This is a genomic window from Paucibacter sp. B51, assembly GCF_027863535.1.
In the GTDB taxonomy this organism is placed as follows: Bacteria; Pseudomonadota; Gammaproteobacteria; order Burkholderiales; family Burkholderiaceae_C; genus Paucibacter_A; species Paucibacter_A aquatilis.
Genome location: NZ_JAPIVN010000001.1, coordinates 4,180,469 through 4,202,816 on the forward strand (window position 1 = coordinate 4,180,469; position 22,348 = coordinate 4,202,816).

The window sequence follows — 22,348 nt, forward strand, 5'->3', positions numbered from 1 at the left end:
ATCTGTCCTTGGAAAAATTCGCGTGGCGCTCAGGCCGACAACTGGTGCTTGAGCCAGGGCTTGGCGGCCAGGCGCTCGGCCTCGAAGGCCTTGATCTTGTCGGCATGGCGCAGGGTCAGGCCGATGTCGTCGAAACCGCCCAGCAAGCAGAACTTGCGGAAGGCCTGCACCTCGAAGGGCAGCTCCGTGCCGTCCGGCTTGACTACCACCTGGCGCGGCAGATCGATGCTCAGCTGGTAGCCCGGGAAGGCATGCACTTCGTCGAACAGCCGCGCCACTTGCGACTCGGGCAAGACGATGGGCAGGATGCCGTTCTTGAAGCAGTTGTTGAAGAAGATGTCGGCGAAGCTGGGCGCGATCAGGGCGCGAAAGCCGTACTGCTCCAGCGCCCAGGGCGCATGCTCGCGGCTGGAGCCGCAGCCGAAATTGGCGCGCGCCAACAGCACCGAAGCGCCGGCATAGCGCGCCTGGTTGAGCACGAAATCGGGGTTGGGGCGGCGGCTGGCCGGGTCCTGGCCGGGCTCGCCGGCATCCAGATAGCGCCACTCATCGAACAAGTTAGGGCCGAAGCCGCTGCGCTTGATGGACTTGAGGAACTGCTTGGGGATGATGGCGTCGGTGTCGACGTTCTCGCGGTCCATGGGGGCGACGAGGCCCTGGTGCAGGGTGAATTTATCCATCAGAGAAACCTTTCTCAAAATTCTTTCGTGCCCCACCCAGCAGGCACCGGCGATCCGGCTTTGCCGGTCGCGCGGTGACGCCCCCTTGAGGGGGCGCGCGAAGCGCGTAGGGGGTGGGTCATGCCAAGTGGCTGACGTCGACGAAATGGCCGCGCATGGCGGCCGCTGCGGCCATGGCCGGGCTGACCAGATGGGTGCGGCCGCCGGCGCCCTGGCGCCCTTCGAAATTGCGGTTGCTGGTGGAGGCACAGCGCTCACCGGGCTCCAGGCGGTCGGCATTCATGGCCAGGCACATGGAGCAGCCGGGCTCGCGCCACTCGAAACCTGCGGCCTTGAAGACCTGATCCAGGCCTTCAGCCTCAGCCTGCGCCTTGACCAGGCCCGAACCGGGCACGACCAGGGCCAGCTTCACATTCGAGGCCAGACGGCCGCCGATGCGGCGCACCACGGCGGCGGCCTCGCGCATGTCCTCGATGCGGCTGTTGGTGCAGGAACCGATGAAGACCTTGTCCACATGGATGTCGGCAATCGCCTTGTTGGGCTCCAGGCTCATGTACTGCAAGGCGCGTTCGATGGCGCCGCGCTTGACTGCGTCCTTTTCCTTGTCCGGGTCTGGCACGCGGGCGTTCACATCGAGCACCATCTCGGGCGAGGTGCCCCAGGTGACTTGCGGGCGGATCTGGCTGGCGTCCAGTTCGACCACCGCGTCGAAATGCGCACCGGCATCCGAATGCAGGCCGCGCCAGTACTGCACGGCCAGATCCCATTCGACGCCGGTCGGCGTGAAGGGCCGGCCCTTGACGTAGTTCAGAGTGGTCTCGTCCACGGCGATCAAGCCGGCGCGGGCGCCGGCTTCGATGGCCATATTGCAAATCGTCATGCGGCCTTCCATGGTCAGCGCGCGGATGGCCGAGCCGCCGAACTCAATGGTGTAGCCGGTGCCGCCGGCCGTGCCGATCTTGCCGATGATGGCCAGCACGATGTCCTTGGCGCCGACGCCGGGCACGACCTGACCCTCGACGCGGATCAGCATGTTCTTGGCCTTCTTGGCCAACAAGGTCTGCGTGGCCAGCACATGCTCGACCTCGGAGGTGCCGATGCCATGAGCCAGGGCACCGAATGCCCCATGCGTAGACGTGTGGCTATCCCCGCAGACGACGGTCATGCCGGGCAGCGTGGCGCCCTGCTCCGGGCCGATCACATGGACGATGCCCTGGCGCTTGTCGTTCATCTTGAACTGGGTCACGCCGTGGCGGTCGCAGTTCTGGTCCAGGGTGTCGACCTGCAGCTTGGAGATCGGGTCGGCGATGCCGCCGCTGCGGTCGGTGGTGGGCACATTGTGGTCGCTGACCGCCAGATTGGCCGACAAACGCCAGACCTTGCGCGAGGCCAGCTCCAGGCCTTCAAAGGCCTGCGGGCTGGTCACCTCGTGCAGCAGATGGCGGTCGATGTAGAGCACGGCCGTGCCGTCGTCTTCGGTGTGGACGACATGCTCATCCCAGAGCTTGTCGTAGAGCGTGCGAGCAGTCATGACAGTCTTCTTTCCTTCAATTCATTCGATGAGTTCGGTTCGGCTTGAGGGTCCATCAAGCCTTGGGCGCCGGCGGGCAGAGGCTGTCGACAAAGCGCTGCAGCACGGCCGGCAGGCGCTCCTGGCGCAGCACGCCCAGGCAGTACTCGCGCACGGCCCAGTCTTCGTCCAGTGCCAGCAGCTTGACGTCGAACACGCGCGAGAAGCGCTCGGCGGGCCCACCGGGCAGCACGGCCACGCCCAGGCCGGCCTCGACCAGTTGGGCAATCGCATCAAAGCCGCGCACCTGGATGCGGGCGTTGAGCGTGCGGCCCAGGGCCTGGGCCTGCTGGCGCATCATTTCCTGGGCCGAGGCGCCGGCATGCAGGCCGATCAGGTCGTAATCGAGGAGGTCGGCAAAGCGCACGCGGTCCTGCGCCGCCAGCGCATGGCGCTTGGGTACCAGCACGGCCAGGCGGCCCCGGGCGTAGGACCAGGTCTTCAGGCGGCTGTCCAGCAAGGGCGCGGTGAACACACCGGCATCGGCCCGGCCCTCGGCCACGGCCGCTTGCACCTCGGCGCTGGTCAGGTCTTCCAGGCTGATGCGGATCTGCGGGTGGCCCTGGCTGAAAGCCACCAGATCCGCGGGCAGGCATTCGGCAATCGCGCCGCTGTTGGCGGCAATGCGCAGATGGCCCTTGATGCCGCGGGCGAACTCCACCACCTCGCTCTCAAGCGCATGCAAGGAGGCATGGAGGGAACGGATGTGGCGCACCAGGGCGCGGCAGGCCTCGGTGGGCTCGACCCCGCGCGAACGGCGCTCGAACAGCTGCACGCCCAGGCGGGCCTCCAGATCGGACACCCGCTTGCTGGCCGCGGCCAGAGCCAGATGCTCCTGCTGCGCACCGCGCGTGATGGAGCGCGTCTGCTCGATGGCCAGCACGAGGTTGAGGGTGGTCAGATCAAGGCGCATGGGTGTGTCCGAGTTCGAAGGTCCGACAAGAGCGGGAAATCAGGGTCCGTGGCGCGAAGAAAAGCAAGTTTGGTATGCGGGAACCAGCACCGATTGCAGGGCAGACCGGCGGCAATCACCCTCGAGAGACGAAATTTAGCTTTCGCCAACAAGATGCGCACACAGAGTTCAACAATTGCATCTTCGCGCCCCACGAAGTCTAAACCAGCCAGGCACGCTGTGATTCCATGTTTTTTAGCAAGCGCGAAGATGGGGCTCCGGATGTGCAGCAGGCCGCTCGGCCACAGAACTCAACCCCAGAGGCATTGGCAAAGGCCCCATCCCAGAAGAACGCCGAAAGTGTCGCGTTCACCCAGATCCGATCGCTGTCACTGTCAGGTCCACGACAGGCCGGCCGCACGCAAGTGAGAAATGAGCCCAGGAATGCACACATTCCTGCGCTTGGGCGGGCGGGGTGCGGCCTAGGATGACCCACTCACCTTCTTGATGAATCGTTCGCGATTGCCGCCCATGCCTCAACTGCACACCTCCCCCCATCGCGCCCACAAGGGCATTTTGTTCAGCCTGCTCGCATGCGGCACCCTGCTGGGCCTGTGCGCGCCGGTCCGAGCCGCCGAGGGCGGCCCCGAGAGCGTGCACATCTGCCACGAGAACGAAGACGCCTTCCCTTGGCTGCTCAAGGACAAACCCGGCTACAGCCAGATCATGATGACGCAGCTGGAGAAGCAGCTGGGCACGCCGATCAAGCTGGTGCCCATGCCCTGGAAACAATGCCTGGCCGAAGTCAAAAGCGGCAAGATCGACGGCGCCATGAACGCCAGCTTCAGCGCCGAGCGCGCTGAGTTTGCCCATTACCCGCTCAAGCTCGACGGTGAAGCCGACGCCACCAAGCGCATGTACCGCGCCACCTACGCGCTCTACAAGACCAAGGGCGCCAGCGTCAGCTGGGACGGCAAGGCCCTGTCCGGCAATGGCACCTTCGGCGCCCAGGCCGGCTTTTCCATCGTCGCGCAGCTGAAGCAGCTGGGCGTCAAGGTCGAAGACAACGCGCCCACGGCCGATGAGCTGCTGAACCGCGTGGCCTCGGGCCGCTACCTCGCCGCGGCCCTGCAGACCACCGAGGCCGAGGCCTCGCTGGCCGCCCTACCGGCGCTGCACAGCAAGATCGAGCGGATCAGCCCGCCCCTGGTCGACAAGGCCTACTTCACCATCTTCTCCAAGCCCTTCTTCGCCAAGCATGGCCAGACGGCGCGCGAGGTCTGGCGCCTGCAGGGCAAGCTGCGCGAATCGCCCGAGTTCAAGGGTCAGGTCTCGCACCTGATGAAGTCCGTGGACTGATTCGCAAGCAAGAACAAGCCTGCAACAGCAACAACAACAACAACGGCGGCCCTCGGGTCGCCGTTGTTTTTGGTGGGTGCAACTGCTCACGGCCACACGGGCTTCCCGCAGCGGGGAGCGGGCTGTTAACCTAGGCGCACACGGCCGGTCCGGCAGCGCGGGAGCAGACTTGGGCGAGGCACAGCAAGGCGACGCTGGCGCAGGGCAAGCCGCCCAGGCGCAATGGCAGCAGGACGAATCGGGTCTGCGGCTGCGCCTGAGCGGCGATTGGCGTGGCGGCCCCATCTTGCCGCCGCCCCCCGAACTGCAAAACTCGACGGAGCCGCGCGGGGCCACCCGGCCCCTGGTCCTGCCTGTCGACGGCCAGGCCCTCAGCCATTTCGACAGCCGCCTCGCCGCCCAGCTCTGGGCCTTGAGCCGCAGCCGCCAGCAGGCGCTGAACACCGAGGCCCTGCCACCCGGCTTGCGTGGCATGCTGGACTTGGCCGCCCGCCAAAGCGCCGGCGATGCACAGAACACCAAACGCCGCCCGCGCTGGCTCACGCGCATCGGCCTGGACTGGCAGGCCCGCTACCGCCGCACGCGCGACACCCTGGCTTTCACCGGCGAGCTCTTGATCGCTGTCTACCGCGCCCTGCGTGGCAGCACCGCCATGCGCGGCGAAGACCTCGCCCAGCAACTGCACGCCACCGGCCCGGCCAGCCTGCCCATCGTCACCCTGGTCAGCTTTCTGGTCGGGCTCATCATTGCCTACATGGGCGCGGCCCAGCTGCAGCGCCTGGGCGCGCAGGCCTTCATGGCCGATCTGGTGACCATCGGCGTGGTGCGCGAAATCGCAGCCCTGATGACCGGCATCATGCTGGCCGGCCGGGTCGGCGCCGCCTTTGCCGCCCAGCTGGGCAGCATGCAGGCGAATGAGGAGATCGACGCCTTGCGCGCCCTGGGTTTGAACCCGGTCGAGCACCTGGTGCTGCCGCGCGTGCTGGCCATGGCCTTGATGGCTCCCTTGCTGACCACCTTTGCCGCCGTGGTGGGCATGCTGGCGGGCTTGCTGGTGGCCGTGGGCATCTTCCATGTCGAGCTGCTGGACTACCTCTACCGCAGCTCCAAGGCCATCACCCTGGCGCATGCGGGCATCGGCCTGCTCAAGGGCACGGTCTACGGCGTGCTGGTCGCCATGGCGGGCTGCCGCCAGGGCCTGCATGCCGGCCGCAGCGCCCAGGCCGTGGGTGAAGCGACCACGGCCGCCGTCGTGCAAGCCATCATCTGGATCGTCATCGCCGCATCGGCCTTGACGATTGCCTTTCAACGTCTGGGCTGGTGATGGACGCGCAGCCGCAACAGGCCTTGCCCGTGCCCTTGCCCTCGCCCTTGCTTCGCGCCGAGGATCTGACCCTGGCCGTGCCGGGGCGCGTGCTGCAGCAAGGCATCAGCTTCGAGCTGCAGCGAGGCGAGATCCTGGTGCTGATGGGCGGCAGCGGCTGTGGCAAGAGCACCCTGCTGCGCCATCTGATCGGCCTGCAGACGCCTGCCGCGGGCCGTGTACTTTATGGCGAGCAAGACCTGGCCGAGGCCGACGACGACACGATGGCGCAGCTGCGCCGCCAGTTCGGCGTGATGTTCCAGGGCGGGGCGCTGTGGAGCTCGATGACGGTGGGCGAGAACGTGATGCTGCCGCTGACCGAGTTCAGCGAGCTGGACGAAGACGCGGCCGAGCAGATGGCCCGATTCAAGCTGGCCCTGGTCGGCATGGAAGCCGCCTTTGACGAGCTGCCCAGCGCCCTCAGCGGCGGCATGAAAAAGCGTGCCGCCATCGCCCGCGCCATGGCCCTGGACCCGCCTCTGCTCTTCCTCGATGAACCCTCGGCCGGCCTGGACCCGCTCAGCGCCGCCAGCCTGGATGAACTGATCCTCAATCTGCGCGATCATCTCGGCACCAGCATCGTGCTGGTGACGCATGAATTGAGCAGCATCTTTGCGGTAGCCGACCGCGCCCTGTTTCTCGATGCCAAGGAGAAAACCATGACCGCGCTCGATGCCCCGCGCCGTTTGCTGGAGACTGGCCCCGAGGCGGTGCGCCTGTTTTTGCGCCGCGGCGTAACGTCCGGCTCGGGAGGCCTCGCATGAGAAAGCGCCACGGCCACCCTGCCCTGCTGGGCCTGTTCGTCGTCACCGCCCTGATCCTGCTCTTCATCGCCGTGTTCGTCATCGCTGGCGGCAAGCTGCTGGGCGGCAAGGAACGGGTGGTAATGTACTTCCACGGCTCCATCTACGGCTTGCAGATCGGCGCGCCGGTGGTGTTCCGCGGCGTGCACCTGGGCAATGTCAGCGCCATCGGCGTGGCCTACAACAATGCCAGCAATGCAGTGTCCATCCCGGTGGAAGCCGAACTGGAGCGCGACATGATCGGCAATCTCAGCGGCGAACGCCTGCCGGGCAGCGGCGCCTCCTCGCTCAAAGCCCTGGTCGAGCGTGGCCTGCGGGCCCAGCTGGGTCTGCAAAGCCTGCTGACCGGGCAGCTCTATGTGGACCTGGACTTCCGACCCGACAAACCCACCGTGGGCAGCACCGTCGAGGCCAGCCGCTATGTGCAGATCCCCACCGTGGCCACGCCCTTTCAGGACCTGCGCAACCAGGTGGACGGCCTGGACATCAAGCGCCTGGTGGGCGACCTCTCGGCCATCGCCAGCACCGGCCGGCGGCTGATCGAGGGGCCCGAGCTGAGCCGCGCCCTCAAGGACATCGAGGCGGTAAGCGCCAGCCTGCGCCGCCTCAGCCAGCAGCTGGACCGCCGCGCCGGCCCGGTGGGCGACGCCGCCCTGAACGCCCTGGCCGCCACCCAGGACGCCATGGAGCGCATGAGCCGCGCGGCCGTGACCGTCAACGAATCGGCCGAGCGGGTGGGCAAGACCTTCAATCCCGAGGGCGCCGTGGTGCAGGACCTGCGCCGGGTCTCCACCGAACTGGCCCGCGCCGCCGCGGCGGTGGCCGATGTGGCACAGGACGAGGCGCCGCTGAACCAGAACCTGCAGCGCGCGCTGAGAGACATTGCCCAAGCCGCCCGTGCCCTGCGCGAGCTGGCCGACACCCTGGACCAGCAACCCGAAGCCGTACTCAAGGGCCGCGCCAAATGAGCAGATTCCTCAATCGAATGAAGGCCGTCCCCGTGCTGATCGGCCTCAGCCTGCTCGCCGCCTGCGGCAGCTCCCCCCAGGTGCAGTACTACCAGCTGCGCGCGGAACCGCCCGGTACATCATCCAGCCCAATCGCCGCCCCGGTCTCGGCCGATTCAGCCGCGTCGGCCTCCGCTGGCATCTGGGCCCTCGGCCCGGTGCAGATCCCCGAGTACCTGGACCGCGACGCCATCGTCCGCCCCAGCGGCCAGGCCATGCTGCGTCTGACCCCGAGCGAGCGCTGGGCCGAGTCCCTGCGCGACGCCATCCCCCGCCTGCTGCAGCAAGACCTGGCCCGCTTGCACGGCAGCGCCCGCATCTGGCGCCTGCCCCTGCCGCCTGGGCTCTCGGCCGAACGACAGCTGCGCGTGGACATCCAAAGGCTGGACGCAGACGCAGGCCCACGCCCGCTGCTGGTGCTGCTAGCACGCTGGACCTGGCTGGACCCCAGTGGCCGCCAGCCTCCCCAGGTGCACGAACAGCGCTTCGAAGTGCCGGCCGGAGACGGCAGCACCGATGCACTGGTGGCGGCGCATCGGGCCGCGCTGTGGGCGCTGGCCCAGGCCATCGGGGCACACTAGGGCCGCCCGGCTCAAGCCCCCATCAAAGCCTGACCGCACACCCGCAAGGTTTGACCCCGCACGGCGCCCGATTCCGGCAAGGCCAGGAAAGCGACGGCCTCGGCCACGTCGCGGGGCTGGCCGCCCTGGGACAGGGCGTTGAGGCGGCGGCCGGCTTCGCGGATCAGCCAGGGGACCTGGCGGGTCATGTCGGTTTCGATGAAGCCGGGGGCCACGGCATTGACGGTGGCGCCGCGGGAGGCCAGCACGGCACTGCGAGCAGCGACGTAGCCGATCAGGGCCGACTTGCTGGTGGCGTAGTTGGTCTGGCCGGCATTGCCTGCTATGCCGCTGATGGACGACAGGCAGATCTCTCGCGCGCCGGGCGCCAGCAGATCGGCCTGATCCAGCGCCGCATCGATGGCCAGGATGGCCTGCAGATTGACGGCCATGACCTGCTTCCACTCGGCCTCGCTCATCTTGAACAGGCTGCGGTCGCGGGTGATGCCGGCGTTGTGCACCAGCACATCGACCGCCAGGCCGGGGTGTTGGCGCAGCCAGTCGCAGAGCGCCGCGGGAGCTGCGGCGCTGGAGATGTCCAGAGCCAAGGCGTCGCCCTGGATGCGCCGCGCCAGCTCGCGCAAATGCGGCTCGGCCGAGGGCACGTCGATGCACAGCACGCGAGCGCCCTCCTCGGCCAGGCGCGCCGCCGTGGCAGCGCCCAATCCCCGCGCGGCACCGGTGACCACGGCCAGGCGCTCGCGCAAGCGGCCCGGCACCGAAGGGAGTTCAGGGCTCGCATAAAGAGCCTGGCCTGCATCCAAACGCAGAATCCGCCCGGACACGTAAGCGCTGCGGGCGCTGCAGAAGAAGCGCACAGGCCCCAGCAAAGCGCTCACCACTGCGACCGGCACTTGCAACGCATTGACGGTGGCGGCATGGCTGCGGCCCAGCTCCTTGGCCAGGCTGCGCACGAAACCGTCGATGCCTTGGGCGGCCGCCGCAGCCTCGGGCGAGAGGCGAGCGGCCTCCAGCGGACAGGGCGCCAGCAGCAAGAGCTTGGCGCAAGGCGCCAGGCGGCGCAGCAGGGGCGAAAAAAAGCTGCGCAGCTGGGCCAGGGACGCGAGCTCACGGCAGCCGGTGGCGTCCAGCACGGCGATGTCGACGCGGGCCGACGCATCGGCGGCCAGGTCTGTCTCCATCAGCAGGCGGGCGCCCAGTGCCTGCAGCAAGCTTCGCGCAGCTTCGCCCGCATGCCCGCCCGGCATGGCGGTCAATACCAGCTGCCGGCCACGCAGCTCGTCGCTGCGGTAGGGGCCGGCCTCGCGCCGCAGGACGCGTGGGCGCGGCAGGCCGAGCGCACGCACGAGCGGGCCCGTCAAGCGGCCAGCTGCCAGGCCGATCAAAGGATCTGAGTTCGAAGCCATGGCGGTCCGCGAAGGGATCGATCAGCCCAGCGCGGCGATGACCTCGGCCGGCGCCTGCACCAGCTCGATCAACACGCCTACACCACCGATCGGAAACTCGGCGCTGGACTTGGGGTGGATGAAGCAGATGTCGTAGCCGGCCGCACCCTTGCGGATGCCGCCCGGCGCGAAGCGCACGCCGTTCGCCGTCATCCACTCGACGGCCTTGGGCAGGTCGTCCACCCACAGGCCCACATGGTTGAGCGGCGTGGTGTGCACGGCCGGCTTCTTCTCGGGATCGAGCGGCTGCATTAGATCGACCTCGATCTTGTGCGGGCCCTGGCCGATGGCGCAGATGTCTTCGTCGACGTTCTCGCGCTCGGAGACGAAGTTGCCGGTGACCTGCAGGCCCAGCACATCGACCCAGAGCTTGCGCAAGGCCTGCTTGTCGGGGCCGCCGATGGCGATCTGCTGGATTCCGAGGATTTTGTAGGGTTTCATGTTTGGTACACCACAAAAGGAAATGTTTCAGTCGGTTTGCTGAGCAGGGGAAGAGGAAGTGAACGTGTGAACAGGTGAGCAGCGCTGCGCGCTTGGTGAACCATTCACCTGTTCACCTGTTCACCCATCAACCTCACTCAAACCTCAAAATCAGCTGATCCACCGACAGGCTCTCGCCCACCTTGGCCAGCACCTCGGCCACCTTGACGTCACGCTCGGCGATCAAGATGTTCTCCATCTTCATGGCTTCGATCACGGCCAGGCGCTCGCCGGCTTGCACGGTCTGGCCCGGATGCGCAGCGATCTGAACCAGCAGGCCCGGCATGGGCGAGAGCAGGAACTTGCTGGTGTCCGGCGGGGCCTTGAAAGGCATCAAGGCCTGCAGCTCGGCCGCGCGCGGCGAGAGCACATTGACGAGGATGGCGTAGCCGTTGTGCTGCAAGCGATAAGCCAGCGGCTGCTTGGCCGTGCCGCGCTCGGCCTGGGCCACAAAGGGCTGGCCGTTGACCGTGCCGGTCAGGCGGATGTCGTTCAGGCGCGAGTTGCAGACAATGCGGTAGCTCTTGGCCTCGGCGCCTTCACCGACGCGCACCAGCGCCTCGCCCAGGTGTCCCACAAACTCGGAGATGTGCAGGGCGTGGCGGGCCTGCTGGCCGGCCGTGCCCTCGGACACCAGGGCCACGTAGTCGTGCTCGATGCGCACCTCGTGCCCGGGCAGCTGGCCGCTGATGCCAGCCTCGCGCTCGCGCGCCTTGCGGCGGATGAAGCCAGCCAGGGCAACCAGGAACAGCGGATCGCTGTGCGGCACATCTTCGGCGCGGAAGCCGCCGCCGTAATGCTGGGCGATGAAGCCGGTGTTGAAGTTGCCGGACTTGAAGTCCTCATGCGCCAGCAGGGCCGACTGGAAGGGGATGTTGCTGGAGATGCCGCGGATGACAAAGCCATTCAAGGCTTCACGCATCTTGGCGATGGCGTCGGCACGGTCGCGGCCGTGAACGATGAGCTTGGCGATCATCGAGTCGTAGAACATCGGGATCTCGCCGCCTTCGTAGACGCCGGTGTCGACCCGAACGCCGCCCCAAGCGGTGTTCGTCACTGCCTCGCCGCCGAATGAACCTTGGGCATAACTCTCACCCTGCAGGGTCAGCGTGCCCTGCTCCAGATTGGCCTGCGGCGGCTGGTACTTGACCAGGCGACCGGTCGAGGGCAGGAAGTTGCGGAAGGGGTCTTCGGCATTGATACGGCACTCGATCGCCCAGCCTTCGCGCTTGATGTCCTCTTGCTTGAGGCTCAGCGGCTCGCCGGCGGCCACACGGATCATCTGCTCGACCAAGTCCAGGCCGGTGATGCACTCGGTCACCGGGTGCTCCACCTGCAGGCGGGTGTTCATCTCCAGGAAGTAGAAGCTCTGGTCCTTGCCGACCACGAACTCCACCGTGCCCGCGCTCTGGTAGTTCACCGCCTTGGCCAAGGCCACGGCCTGCTCGCCCATGGCCTTGCGCGTGGCTTCACTGATGAAGGGCGACGGCGCCTCTTCGATCACCTTTTGGTGGCGGCGCTGGATGGAGCATTCGCGTTCCCACAGGTAGAGCGTGTTGCCCTGGCTGTCGCCCAGCACCTGGATCTCGATGTGGCGCGGCTCTTCAACGAACTTCTCCATGAAGACGCGGTCGTCGCCAAAGCTGTTGCGCGCCTCATTGCGGCAGCTGCTGAAGCCTTCGAAGCATTCCTTGTCGTTGAAGGCCACGCGCAAGCCCTTGCCACCACCGCCGGCGCTGGCCTTGATCATCACCGGGTAGCCGATGCCTTGGGCAATCTTGACCGCCTCTTCGGGCGAGAGGATGGGCTCGTTGTGGCCCGGGATGGTATTGACCTGGGCTGCGTTGGCCAGCTTCTTGGAGGCGATCTTGTCGCCCATGGCGGCAATCGAGCCATGCTTGGGGCCGATGAAGGCGATGCCCTCCTCCTCGACCCGGCGCGCGAACTCTTCGTTCTCGCTCAGAAAGCCGTAGCCGGGGTGGATGGCCTGGGCGCCGGTCTGCTTGGCCGCCGCAATGATCTTGTCGGCCACCAGATAGGACTCGCGGCTGGGCGCCGGGCCCAGCAGCACGGCCTCATCGGCCAGCTCCACATGGCGGGCGTCCTTGTCGGCCTCGGAGTAGACGGCCACGGTCTTGATGCCCATCTTTCGGGCGGTCTTGATGACCCGGCAAGCGATCTCACCCCGGTTCGCGATCAGAATTTTCTCAAACATGATGTCTTGTCCCCATCAGTAAATTGGTTCGGTCGGCTTCAGCGCGGGTTCGAGAAACGCAGGCGCCCAGCCAGGCAGAGATCGGTCCACTCGACAACGCGGCGCTCGACCCAGGCGGCGCCCTGCCCCTTGGCCGCTGCGGCGCCCTGGTAGGCAAAGCTCAGCATGGCCGGAGCGCGCTGCGCGTACTCGCTACCGTCACTGAGCGCGCCTTCGCGTTGCAGATCGGCCAGGGCCTGGCTGCGAGACAGGCCATCGACGCGGTAGAGCAGGATCACCGGCAGGCTGGCCAGATCGTTGCTGCAGGCTTCGACGCGGCTGGCGGCCGCTGCGCCGTAGCGCTGCAAGGCGCAAGTGGCGAAGAGCTGCTGGGCCGAGGCGCTTTCCGGCGCCGACGCGGCAGAGTCCTCGGAACGCACTGAAGACGCATGAGCCTGGGCATGGGCAGCCACGCAGTCCGCCGCTGGCACAGCGGCGTGCACGCGCACATTGCCGCTCAGCAGCAAGCCCGACATCAGCAGCGCCTTCGCAGCTCTCACAGCGGAATGTTCCCGTGCTTGCGCCAGGGGTTGTCCAGCTTCTTGTCCTTGAGCATGACCAGGGAGCGGCAGATGCGCTTGCGGGTTTCATGCGGCTGAATCACATCGTCGATGAAGCCACGGGCGCCAGCGACAAAGGGGTTGGCAAAGCGGGCCTTGTACTCCGCTTCCTTGGCGGCCAGCTTCTCGGGATCGCCCTTGTCCTCGCGGAAGATGATCTCGACCGCCCCCTTGGCACCCATCACCGCGATTTCGGCGTTAGGCCAGGCGAAGTTGACGTCGCCGCGCAGATGCTTGGAGGCCATCACATCGTAGGCGCCGCCGTAGGCTTTGCGGGTGATGACGGTCACCTTGGGCACCGTGCACTCGGCGTAGGCATACAGCAGCTTGGCGCCATGCTTGATGATGCCGCCGTACTCCTGGCTGGTGCCTGGCATGAAGCCAGGCACATCGACGAAGGTGATCACCGGAATGTTGAAGGCATCGCAGAAGCGCACAAAGCGCGCGGCCTTGATGGAGCTCTTGATGTCCAGGCAGCCGGCCAGCACGAGCGGCTGGTTGGCGACGATGCCCACCGTCTGGCCTTCCATGCGTGCAAAGCCGGTCAGGATGTTCTTGGCGTAGTCGGGCTGCAGCTCGAAGAAGTCGCCATCGTCGACCGTCTTCTGGATCAGCTCCTTCATGTCGTACGGCTTGTTCGGATTGTCCGGTACCAGGGTGTCGAGCGAATGGTCGAGGCGGTTGCCGGGGTCGCCGCTGGGCCGGGTCGGCGCCTTCTCGCGGTTGTTCAGCGGCAGGTAGTTGAAGAAGCGGCGCAGCATCAGGATGGCTTCGACATCGTTTTCGAAGCTGAGGTCGGCCACACCGCTCTTGCTGGTGTGGGTGCCGGCGCCGCCGAGCTCTTCGGCCGTCACCTCTTCGTGCGTCACGGTCTTCACCACCTCAGGCCCGGTCACGAACATATAGCTCGAGTCCTTGACCATGAAGATGAAATCGGTCATGGCCGGCGAGTAGACCGCGCCGCCTGCGCAAGGGCCCATGATCATGCTGATCTGCGGGATCACGCCCGAGGCCAGCACATTCTTCTGGAACACATCGGCATAGCCGCCCAGCGAGGCCACGCCTTCCTGGATGCGCGCGCCGCCCGAGTCATTGAGGCCGATCACCGGCGCGCCGACCTTCATGGCCTGGTCCATCACCTTGCAGATCTTCTCGGCATGCGCCTCGGACAAGGCGCCGCCGAAAACGGTGAAGTCCTGGCTGAAGCTGAAGGCCAGGCGGCCGTTGATCATGCCGTAGCCGGTGACCACGCCGTCGCCGGGGATCTTGTTCTCGGCCATGCCGAAATCCACGCAGCGGTGCTCGACAAACATATCCCATTCTTCGAAGGTGCCTTCGTCGAACAGCAGCTCCAGGCGCTCGCGCGCCGTCAGCTTGCCCTTTTTGTGCTGGGCGGCGATGCGCTTTTCGCCGCCGCCCAAACGGGCCTGGGCACGTTTTTCTTCCAGTCGTTGTTGGATGTCATGCATGGGAAGTCCTTTCGTCGGGCCGTCCCAAGAAAGGACGCGCCCCCTCGGGGGGCAGCCCTGTCAATGGGCGTGGGGGTTTCATTTCTGGTCTCCAGAAAATCGATTCAAAAGCTGCCGTGCCGCGGTGGACGGGGCCAGGCGACCCTGCAGCACGTCTTCGGTGATTTCGGCAAGGCAGTCCCGCACGGCAGGCGCCTCAGCAAACTGCTGGCGCAAGCCGGCATGGATACGCTCCCACATCCAACTCTGCGCCTGTTGCTGGCGTTTGGCCAGCCAGTGGCCTTGGGTCTGCTGCAATTCGCGGTAAGCCGTCACCTGGGCCCAGAAGCGCTCCAGGCCCTCGCCCTGCTCGGGCTTGAGGGCACTGAGCTGCATCACCTGTGGGTGCCAGGTCTTGCCTGCCGTGGCGTGGTCCGTGTGGCTGTGGCCATGGAAGCCGTAGATTCGCAGGCTGGAGCCGATCTGCGCCTGGGCGCGGGTGGCGGCCGCCCAATCGAGATCGGCCTTGTTGATGACGACCAGATCGGCCAGCTCCATCACACCCTTCTTGATCGCCTGCAAATCATCACCGGCATTGGGCAGCTGCAGCAGCACATACATGTCCGTCATGCCGGCCACGGCGGTTTCGCTCTGGCCCACACCGACGGTCTCGACGATGACCACATCGAAGCCGGCCGCTTCGCAGACCAGCATGGCCTCGCGCGTCTTCTCGGCCACGCCGCCCAGGGTGCCGCTGCTGGGGCTGGGGCGGATGTAGGCGCGCTCGTCCATGGACAGGCGCTCCATGCGGGTCTTGTCGCCGAGGATGGAACCGCCCGAAACGCTGCTGCTTGGGTCCACCGCCAGCACGGCGACGCGGTGGCCGCGTGCGATCAGAAACAGGCCCAGGGCCTCGATGAAGGTGCTCTTGCCCACACCGGGCACGCCCGAGATGCCGAGGCGAAAGCTCTTGCCTGTGTGCGGCAGCAACTCGGTCAGCAAGGTGTCGGCCTGGGCGCGGTGATCACGGCGCGTCGACTCCAGCAAGGTGATGGCCTTGGCCATGGCCCGGCGCTGCTGGGGGCCGGGGCCGGCCAGCAAGGCCGGTGCCAGACTCGGGCTGGGCAACACGAGCGTCATGCGCGCCCCGATCGCTCGCCTTGAACGCCCGACCAGACTGGCGCAATGCCGTCCGGCACCTGGGCCAGGCAGGCCTCCTCACCAACGACGGGCAGGCGCCAGAGGTAGTCGATGTCGAACTCGCTCTCGCCCACCGGCTTGAAGCCATGGCGCAGATAGAAGCGGTTGGCATCGCTGAGCTTGAGGGCCGAGAGGCTGAGGTCGCGCCCCGCCCGCCGCGCCTGGTCCTTGGCCCAGCTGAGCACCCAGGAGCCGATGCCCTGGCTTTGCGCCGCGGGCTGCAGGTAGAGCTGCTCCAGACGCAAAGCTGGCGCTTCACCCGCGGGCGTTTCGCGCAGCATCAAGAACCCGACCCGCTCGCTGCCGCGGCAGATGTGGCGCATGGTCTCGGGCTCGAACAAGGCCTCAAAACGATCGCGGCTGCGCACGAGGTCGAAGCGCCCCAGTCGCTCCAGGCTGGGCCGCAAGGCCTCCATGCGCAGCTGGAACAGCGCATCCAGATCCTCGGCCGCCACCGGCTGCAACTGATAGGCACTCATGCGCGGCTCCCGGTGCCGCTCACGCCGCAGCGGCCGTCAGCGACTGGCGGATCTGCTCCAGCACATCCTTGGCGCTGGCCGGGATGGGGGTGCCGGGGCCGTAGATGCCCTTGACGCCGGCCTCATAAAGCATGTCATAGTCCTGCGCCGGGATCACGCCGCCGACGAAGACGATGATGTCATCGGCACCTTGTGCCTTCAGCGCCGCGATGATGGCCGGCACCAGGGTCTTGTGACCGGCGGCCAGGGTCGAGATGCCGACCGCATGGACGTCGTTTTCAATCGCTTGGCGGGCGCATTCCTCGGGGGTCTGGAACAAGGGGCCGATGTCCACATCAAAACCCAGGTCGGCATAGGCCGTGGCCACCACCTTGGCGCCGCGGTCGTGGCCGTCCTGGCCCAGCTTGGCCACCATCACGCGCGGGCGGCGGCCATGTTCATCGGCAAAGGCCTTGATCTCATCCTGCAACTTGGCCCAGCCCTCGGCCGAATCGTAGGCAGCGGCATAGACGCCGGTGACCTTTTGGGTGTCGGCGCGGTGGCGGCCATAGACGGCCTCCAGTGCATCGCTGATCTCGCCCACCGTGGCGCGCAGGCGCACGGCCTGGATGCTCAGGTCCAGCAGATTGCCCTGGCCGGACTTGGCGGCTTCGGTCAGGGCATGGAGCGCAGCTTGAACAGCAGCGCTGTCGCGGCTCGCCTTGATGGCCTTGAGCCGCTCAATTTGGCCGTCACGCACACGGACATTGTCGACATCGAGGATCTCGATCTTGTCTTCCTTGGCCAGCTTGTACTTGTTGACGCCGACGATGACATCGCGGCCCGAGTCGATGGCCGCCTGCTTCTCGGCAGCGCTGGCCTCGATCTTGAGCTTGGCCCAGCCGCTGTCCACCGCACGGGTCATGCCGCCCATGGCCTCAACCTCTTCGATGATGGCCCAGGCCTTGTCGGCCATGTCCTGGGTCAGAGATTCCATCATGTAGCTGCCGGCCCAGGGGTCGATCACGCTGGTGATGTGGGTCTCTTCCTGGATGATGAGCTGGGTGTTGCGGGCGATGCGCGATGAAAACTCGGTGGGCAGGGCAATCGCCTCGTCCAGCGAATTGGTGTGCAGGCTTTGCGTGCCGCCGAAGACCGCCGCCATGGCTTCGATGGTGGTTCTAACTACGTTGTTGTACGGGTCTTGCTCGGTCAGACTCCAGCCCGAGGTCTGGCTGTGCGTGCGCAGCATCAGGCTCTTGGGGTTCTTGGCCTCGAAGCCCTTCATGATCCGGCACCAGAGCAGGCGCGCCGCCCGCATCTTGGCGATCTCCAGATAGAAGTTCATGCCCACCGCCCAGAAGAAGGACAGGCGCGGCGCGAAGTCATCGACATCCAGGCCCTTGGCCAGGGCGGTCTTCACATACTCCTTGCCGTCGGCCAGGGTGAAGGCCAGCTCCAGCGCCTGGTTGGCGCCTGCTTCCTGCATGTGATAACCCGAGATCGAGATCGAGTTGAACTTGGGCATCTTCTGCGCCGTGTACTCGATGATGTCGCCGATGATCTTCATCGAGGGCTCGGGCGGGTAGATGTAGGTGTTGCGGACCATGAACTCCTTGAGGATGTCGTTCTGGATGGTGCCGCTCAACTTATCCTGCGAAACGCCCTGCTCTTCCGCCGCCACCACATAGCCCGCCAGCACCGGCAAGACAGCGCCGTTCATGGTCATGGACACGGACACCTTGTCGAGCGGGATCTCGTTGAAGAGGATCTTCATGTCCTCGACCGAATCGATCGCCACGCCGGCCTTGCCGACATCGCCGGTCACGCGCGGATGGTCGCTGTCGTAGCCGCGGTGCGTGGCCAGATCAAAAGCCACCGACACGCCCTGCCCGCCAGCCGCCAGGGCCTTGCGGTAGAAGGCGTTGCTTTCCTCGGCGGTGGAGAAGCCCGCGTACTGGCGGATGGTCCAGGGCCGCACCGCATACATGGTGGCCTGCGGGCCACGCAGAAAGGGTTCGAAGCCGGGCAAGGTGTCGGCATAGGGCAGGCCCGCCGTGTCGGCCGCGGTGTAGAGCGGCTTGACCGTCAGGCCCTCGGGCGTGTGCCAGTTCAGGGCCGAGACATCGCCCCCGGGGGCGGATTTGGCGGCGGCTTTTTCCCACTGCGCCAGCGTGGCTTGCGGGAATTCGAACGCTTGCTTCTTGGATTCAGACATCTCTTGGCTCCTGCGGACGCCCCATCATAGCGCGACCATCATTCATAATTATAAATTCAGAATTGACGCTACACTGACGGCGACGCACCCCCACCATGCCTGCCGAACCTCGCTCGATCAAGCCCAGCCCGGCACTCGGAACGGCCGCTCCGGCGCTCCCGCTTGCCCACGCACTGGCCCACCGCGCCCTCTATCAAGAGGTGGCGGAACATCTGCGCCAGCAAATCTTCAGTCGCCAGCTGGAACCCGGCGCCTGGATCGACGAACTCAAACTCTGCGGCGAACTGGGCATCAGCCGGACACCGATGCGCGAGGCGCTCAAGGTGCTGGCGGTCGAAGGCCTGGTGACCATGAAGCTGCGCCGCGGCGCCTATGTCACCGAGATGAGCGAGCGCGATGTGCGCGAGGCCTACCAGCTGCTGGCCTTGCTCGAGAGCGACGCTGCCGCCCGCGTGGCTGCCCAAGGCAGCGAGGCGGATCTGGCCGAACTGCAGGCCCTGCACGATGAGCTGGAGCGTCAGATGGACGAGCGCGACGCCTTCTTCGCCGCCAACGAGCGCTTTCACCTGCGCCTGCTGGAGATCGAGGCCAACCGCTGGCGCCAGCAGATCGTCACCGACCTGCGCCGCGTGATGAAGCTCAACCGCCACCACTCGCTGTTCAAGCAGGGCCGCTTGCAGGATTCCCTGCGCGAGCACCGCGAGCTGATGCAGGCCCTGCAAGCCCGGCGCGCCGACGAGGCCGCGCGCCTGATGCGGGCGCATTTCGACAACGGCCTGGCGGCCGCAACCGGCGCCTGAGCAACGGCGGCGTCCAAAGCCTGGAACTGGGGGCCAAGCACCCGGCTCCACCAGGGTTTTGACGGCGGCACTGCCGTGCAAACTGCACGGCATCCGGGCTCGCTGCTGCGCACGCCAGCCCCGCCTTCATCCCATCCCCGCAAGGAGCGCCCCGACATGAGCATGAGCCGCGAGCAGCTGGAACAGGCCGCCAAAGCCTGGTGGTACTACACCGTGGAACTGGCCCCGGGCCTGATCGCACCGGGCAGCTACCCCACCGACTTCCCCTACATGCCGCGCATGCTGATGCGCAATGCCCATCTGCACGGCCAGGACTGCCTGGACCTGGGCACCATGGAAGGCGTGATCCCGGTGCTGATGCACCGCAAGGGCGCCAAACGCATCGTCGCGGCCGACGCCGTGCCTCACTGCGCCGACAAGATGGCCTTGCTGCAAAGCGTCTACGGTGCAAGCTGGGATTTCCGCGAGATCGGCCTGATGTATGAGCTCTCGCAGAAGCTGGCGGCCGATGGCATGTTCGATTATGTGAACCTGTCGGGCGTGCTCTACCACGTGTTCTCGCCCATGCACACCCTGGCCAGCGCCCGCCCCCTGGTCAAGAAGAACGGCCTCTTCATGCTCTCCACCAATGTGGTGAACGAGCAGTCGGACCTGATGCACTTCAACACCGCCGGCAAGCTGCAGACCGAGCCCAACACCTTCTGGTATCCCAGCATCCCGCTGCTGGAGTACATGCTGCGCTACTTCAACTTCGCACCGATTGACTGCCTCTACAGCCGCCACCCCTCCAACAGCCCCCTGCATGTGGCGGGCAAGGAATGCGGCTTCATCTCCATCGTCTGCCGCGCGGTCGACCCCGGCACCGCCCTGCCCCCGGGCGACAGCTGGGGCCGCCACTCCATGCTGGGCAGCTGGGAATATGTGGGCCTGTCCAAGCAGAACCACGACCCGGCCCTGCCGCCCTCCACCATCGACTATGACCTGCCCGAGTCCCTGCAGGCAATGGTCGCGCAGAAAGGCTCGATCGACCTGCACCTGGCCGTCAACGAACTGGGCCGCCGCGTCGAGCGCGCCAAGCGCGTGGAAGACACCTATCTGCTGAGGCTGATGGACGAGTCCTGATGAGGGCTGCCCTCGCTCGAGGGCAGGATTGCGGGCGACCAAACTCAGTGGCTGGAGCCGGCACAGAGAAGCCCTTGAAGGTTGGGCTTGTGCCAAGGGGCATCGGGCGAGTGCTTCCGCTCATGTCCTCCGGCCTGTGCTGCGCACAGGCCTCCCCCTTTACTTCGCTTCAGCACTCACCCGACACCCCTTGTCAGTGCGACCGCTTGGCGTTTTCGCCGAAGGAGCAAGGCCGTGCTGGATCGGGTCGGCTGGGTGCTCTGCGAAGTGAAGTAAAGGAGGAGACCCCAGCCATAGGCTGGGGTCGGGGGACATGAACGGAGCAGAGCGCCCAGTCGGCCCGATCAACAACTGATTCAAGGGCCGCTTCGTGCCACAAGCTGCCCCTCACAGCGCGGCAGATTCGTCGTTAGCACCCGCACTGCGCTCATTGAGATGAGCCGCAGACCTTCTTGCTTGAACTCAGGCGCCTCCGTCCGGCCTCTCGTCCACCCGCCCCACCACCCGAGCTGGATTGCCCGCCACGATGGACAACTCAGGGGCCTGGAAATGCGGCTGCAGCACGGCGCCGGCCGCGATCACGCAGCCGCGGCCAATGCGCACGCCTTTGAGGATGGTCACGCGTGAGCCGATGAAGACCTCGTCGCCGATCACCACCTCGGCCGGTTGCGGGTCGGGCTCGCGGCGGTGGGCCAGGCGCAGGTCGTGCAGATTGCTGTCCATGACTTGCAGCTCGGCGCCGACCAGGCAGTTGGCGCCAAAGCGGATGGCTGCACCTTCCGAGATCAGGTTCAGGCGGTTGTTGAACACCGTGCCGGGGCCGATCTCGATCAGCGAATCGGGCGTGCGAGATTCCACATAGCTGCAGGCATAGCTGCCCGGCGAACGCGGCACGCCAAACACGGTGCTGGTGCTGAGCACGATGCGCCCGGCCCCCTTGAGCACCGTGGGTGTCAGGAAATTGAGGCTGCGCGAACCTGGGCCGTGGATCTCGATGCGCTGTTTGTCGGACACATGAAAGAAATAGTGCACCAGCAAGGCGCGCACCCAGGCTTCCAGCTCCAAGGGCGAGCTGCGCGAGATCAGGCCGCGCAGGCGTTCCAGTCGGTTCTGCAAGGCCATGTTCAAAACCCGTGGGATTGCAAAAAGCCATGCCAGGCTTCGACAAAGGCCGCTTCGGCCCCTTCGCTGCCCTGGCCCAACTCCAGAAGCAGGGGCACAAAGGCCATCACGTCCGGCTGATCGGCATAGTTCTTGACCAGGGCCCCGGCCATGCCGGTGGCGCACATGCGCATCTGCTCCGGCGTGACCTGGCCGATGCGGCAGCCGCCGACGGCCAGGGCCACATAGCCGAGGTAGGCGGCTTTCATGTGCGGGCCATTGCGCTGGGCCGAATGGCCCTCGCCACCGGCGCGGAAGTAACCGAGCCGGTCCTGGATGTAGCCGATCGGCGCCTGCAGGCTGGCGGCCAGGAAGAAACCCAGGTCCCACAAGCCCGCGTAGGACACGCCGCCAAAGACCGGTTGCTCCAGCAGCTCGGCGCAGCGCGCCCGGATCACGCAGTTGGAGAACTCCCCCAGCCAGTTGACGCTGCCCGGCACCGTGCTCGAGAACATGGCCTTGGGGCCCATGGACATGATGCGGCTGTTGGAGCTGGCAATCGCCTCGGGCACCGGCATGCCCTCGATGGGCTGGCCGCGTTCGTTGGCATTCCAGCGGGCGCTGATGCTGCAGGACAGCTCGGCCATCTGGTGGGTCTGCAGATGCTGGGCGTAGAAGTCCGGAAAGATGACGTCGTCGTCCAGCAGGATGTGGAAGAGCTCGCTGCGGCCCGCCCAGAGCCGCACCAGGTTCTTGAAATTCTCGTAGGCGCCGGCACGGCGGCCGACATGCAGCTCCAGCGGCAGCGTGGCCACCCAGTTGGCGTAGCGCGGGGACAGCAGCTGCTGCGTGAACTCGCCGCCGGGGCTGTCGTCGGAGATGACGATCCGATCCGGCTTGCGGGTCTGGGTCATCAAGCCGGCCAGCAGCTCTTGCAGGTATTTGGTCTTGTAGGCCGGGATCAGGGTGGTGATGTGCATGGCGCGCGACGGTCTCACCGCAGCTTG

20 protein-coding genes are annotated in these 22,348 nt (G+C 66.3%); 7 read left to right on the plus strand and 13 right to left on the minus strand.

The window, feature by feature from the left end; all coding sequences use genetic code 11:
- Positions 1-29: 29 nt before the first annotated feature.
- The 3 genes from leuD to OOB33_RS17680 all read right to left on the minus strand — a co-directional run bounded on the left by leuD (position 30) and on the right by OOB33_RS17680 (position 3,163).
- Entirely contained in the window at positions 30-680 is a 651-nt protein-coding gene (leuD, locus tag OOB33_RS17670; protein WP_102766900.1) for a 3-isopropylmalate dehydratase small subunit, read from the minus strand.
- A 118-nt stretch (positions 681-798) separates the two neighbouring features.
- On the minus strand, positions 799-2,211 hold the full coding sequence (leuC, locus tag OOB33_RS17675) for a 3-isopropylmalate dehydratase large subunit (RefSeq protein ID WP_102766901.1): 1,413 nt from the start codon (positions 2,209-2,211) through the stop codon (positions 799-801).
- A 55-nt stretch (positions 2,212-2,266) separates the two neighbouring features.
- On the minus strand, positions 2,267-3,163 hold the full coding sequence (locus tag OOB33_RS17680) for a LysR family transcriptional regulator (RefSeq protein ID WP_271009627.1): 897 nt from the start codon (positions 3,161-3,163) through the stop codon (positions 2,267-2,269).
- Positions 3,164-3,673: 510 nt separating this feature from the next.
- Here OOB33_RS17680 and OOB33_RS17685 point away from each other — a divergent pair.
- The 5 genes from OOB33_RS17685 to OOB33_RS17705 all read left to right on the plus strand — a co-directional run bounded on the left by OOB33_RS17685 (position 3,674) and on the right by OOB33_RS17705 (position 8,255).
- On the plus strand, positions 3,674-4,501 hold the full coding sequence (locus tag OOB33_RS17685; RefSeq protein WP_271009628.1) for a substrate-binding periplasmic protein: 828 nt from the start codon (positions 3,674-3,676) through the stop codon (positions 4,499-4,501).
- A 169-nt stretch (positions 4,502-4,670) separates the two neighbouring features.
- The gene (locus OOB33_RS17690; protein ID WP_271009629.1) at positions 4,671-5,825 is read left to right on the plus strand and encodes an MlaE family ABC transporter permease; all 1,155 of its coding nucleotides are present in this window, start codon (positions 4,671-4,673) and stop codon (positions 5,823-5,825) included.
- Positions 5,825-6,628: an ABC transporter ATP-binding protein gene (locus tag OOB33_RS17695; protein WP_102766904.1), complete on the plus strand. Its 804-nt coding sequence runs from the start codon at positions 5,825-5,827 to the stop codon at positions 6,626-6,628. Before OOB33_RS17690 ends, OOB33_RS17695 begins: the two co-directional genes overlap by 1 nt.
- On the plus strand, positions 6,625-7,635 hold the full coding sequence (locus tag OOB33_RS17700) for an MlaD family protein (RefSeq protein ID WP_102766905.1): 1,011 nt from the start codon (positions 6,625-6,627) through the stop codon (positions 7,633-7,635). Before OOB33_RS17695 ends, OOB33_RS17700 begins: the two co-directional genes overlap by 4 nt.
- A 17-nt stretch (positions 7,636-7,652) precedes the next feature.
- On the plus strand, positions 7,653-8,255 hold the full coding sequence (locus OOB33_RS17705) for a PqiC family protein (RefSeq protein WP_271009630.1): 603 nt from the start codon (positions 7,653-7,655) through the stop codon (positions 8,253-8,255).
- An 11-nt stretch (positions 8,256-8,266) separates the two neighbouring features.
- Here OOB33_RS17705 and OOB33_RS17710 read toward each other — a convergent pair whose 3' ends face one another.
- From OOB33_RS17710 to scpA, 8 genes are all read right to left on the minus strand, one after another.
- Complete coding sequence (locus OOB33_RS17710; RefSeq protein ID WP_271009631.1) at positions 8,267-9,661, minus strand: 3-oxoacyl-ACP reductase; 1,395 nt, start codon at positions 9,659-9,661, stop codon at positions 8,267-8,269.
- 21 nt (positions 9,662-9,682) lie between these two features.
- The gene (locus OOB33_RS17715) at positions 9,683-10,141 is read right to left on the minus strand and encodes a VOC family protein (RefSeq protein ID WP_271009632.1); all 459 of its coding nucleotides are present in this window, start codon (positions 10,139-10,141) and stop codon (positions 9,683-9,685) included.
- Positions 10,142-10,274: 133 nt separating this feature from the next.
- Positions 10,275-12,395 (minus strand): acetyl-CoA carboxylase biotin carboxylase subunit, encoded by a 2,121-nt coding sequence (locus OOB33_RS17720; protein ID WP_271009633.1) that lies wholly within the window; start codon positions 12,393-12,395, stop codon positions 10,275-10,277.
- A 38-nt stretch (positions 12,396-12,433) separates the two neighbouring features.
- The gene (locus tag OOB33_RS17725; protein ID WP_271009634.1) at positions 12,434-12,934 is read right to left on the minus strand and encodes a hypothetical protein; all 501 of its coding nucleotides are present in this window, start codon (positions 12,932-12,934) and stop codon (positions 12,434-12,436) included.
- Complete coding sequence (locus OOB33_RS17730; RefSeq protein WP_102766911.1) at positions 12,931-14,463, minus strand: acyl-CoA carboxylase subunit beta; 1,533 nt, start codon at positions 14,461-14,463, stop codon at positions 12,931-12,933. Before OOB33_RS17730 ends, OOB33_RS17725 begins: the two co-directional genes overlap by 4 nt.
- 78 nt (positions 14,464-14,541) lie before the next feature.
- Positions 14,542-15,582: a methylmalonyl Co-A mutase-associated GTPase MeaB gene (gene meaB / locus OOB33_RS17735; protein WP_271009635.1), complete on the minus strand. Its 1,041-nt coding sequence runs from the start codon at positions 15,580-15,582 to the stop codon at positions 14,542-14,544.
- Positions 15,579-16,121 (minus strand): GNAT family N-acetyltransferase, encoded by a 543-nt coding sequence (locus OOB33_RS17740; protein WP_271009636.1) that lies wholly within the window; start codon positions 16,119-16,121, stop codon positions 15,579-15,581. The genes meaB and OOB33_RS17740 overlap by 4 nt, the downstream gene beginning before the upstream one ends.
- 19 nt (positions 16,122-16,140) lie before the next feature.
- Entirely contained in the window at positions 16,141-18,318 is a 2,178-nt protein-coding gene (gene scpA / locus OOB33_RS17745; RefSeq protein ID WP_271009637.1) for a methylmalonyl-CoA mutase, read from the minus strand.
- Between the two features lie 95 nt (positions 18,319-18,413).
- Here scpA and OOB33_RS17750 point away from each other — a divergent pair, with 95 nt between their 5' ends.
- A complete protein-coding gene (locus tag OOB33_RS17750; RefSeq protein ID WP_271009638.1) occupies positions 18,414-19,118 on the plus strand; it encodes a GntR family transcriptional regulator in 705 nt (234 codons plus the stop codon).
- Positions 19,119-19,274: 156 nt separating this feature from the next.
- Positions 19,275-20,240 carry a class I SAM-dependent methyltransferase gene (locus OOB33_RS17755; RefSeq protein WP_271009639.1) on the plus strand — a complete coding sequence of 322 codons (966 nt, stop codon included), beginning with the start codon at positions 19,275-19,277 and terminating at the stop codon, positions 20,238-20,240.
- Positions 20,241-20,702: 462 nt separating this feature from the next.
- Here the strand turns inward: OOB33_RS17755 and OOB33_RS17760 are convergent, their stop codons facing one another.
- Positions 20,703-21,362, minus strand: coding sequence for an acyltransferase (locus tag OOB33_RS17760; RefSeq protein ID WP_271009640.1), 660 nt, complete (start codon positions 21,360-21,362; stop codon positions 20,703-20,705).
- Positions 21,363-21,364: 2 nt separating this feature from the next.
- A complete protein-coding gene (locus OOB33_RS17765) occupies positions 21,365-22,321 on the minus strand; it encodes a glycosyltransferase family 2 protein (protein ID WP_271009641.1) in 957 nt (318 codons plus the stop codon).
- Positions 22,322-22,348 lie beyond the last annotated feature (27 nt).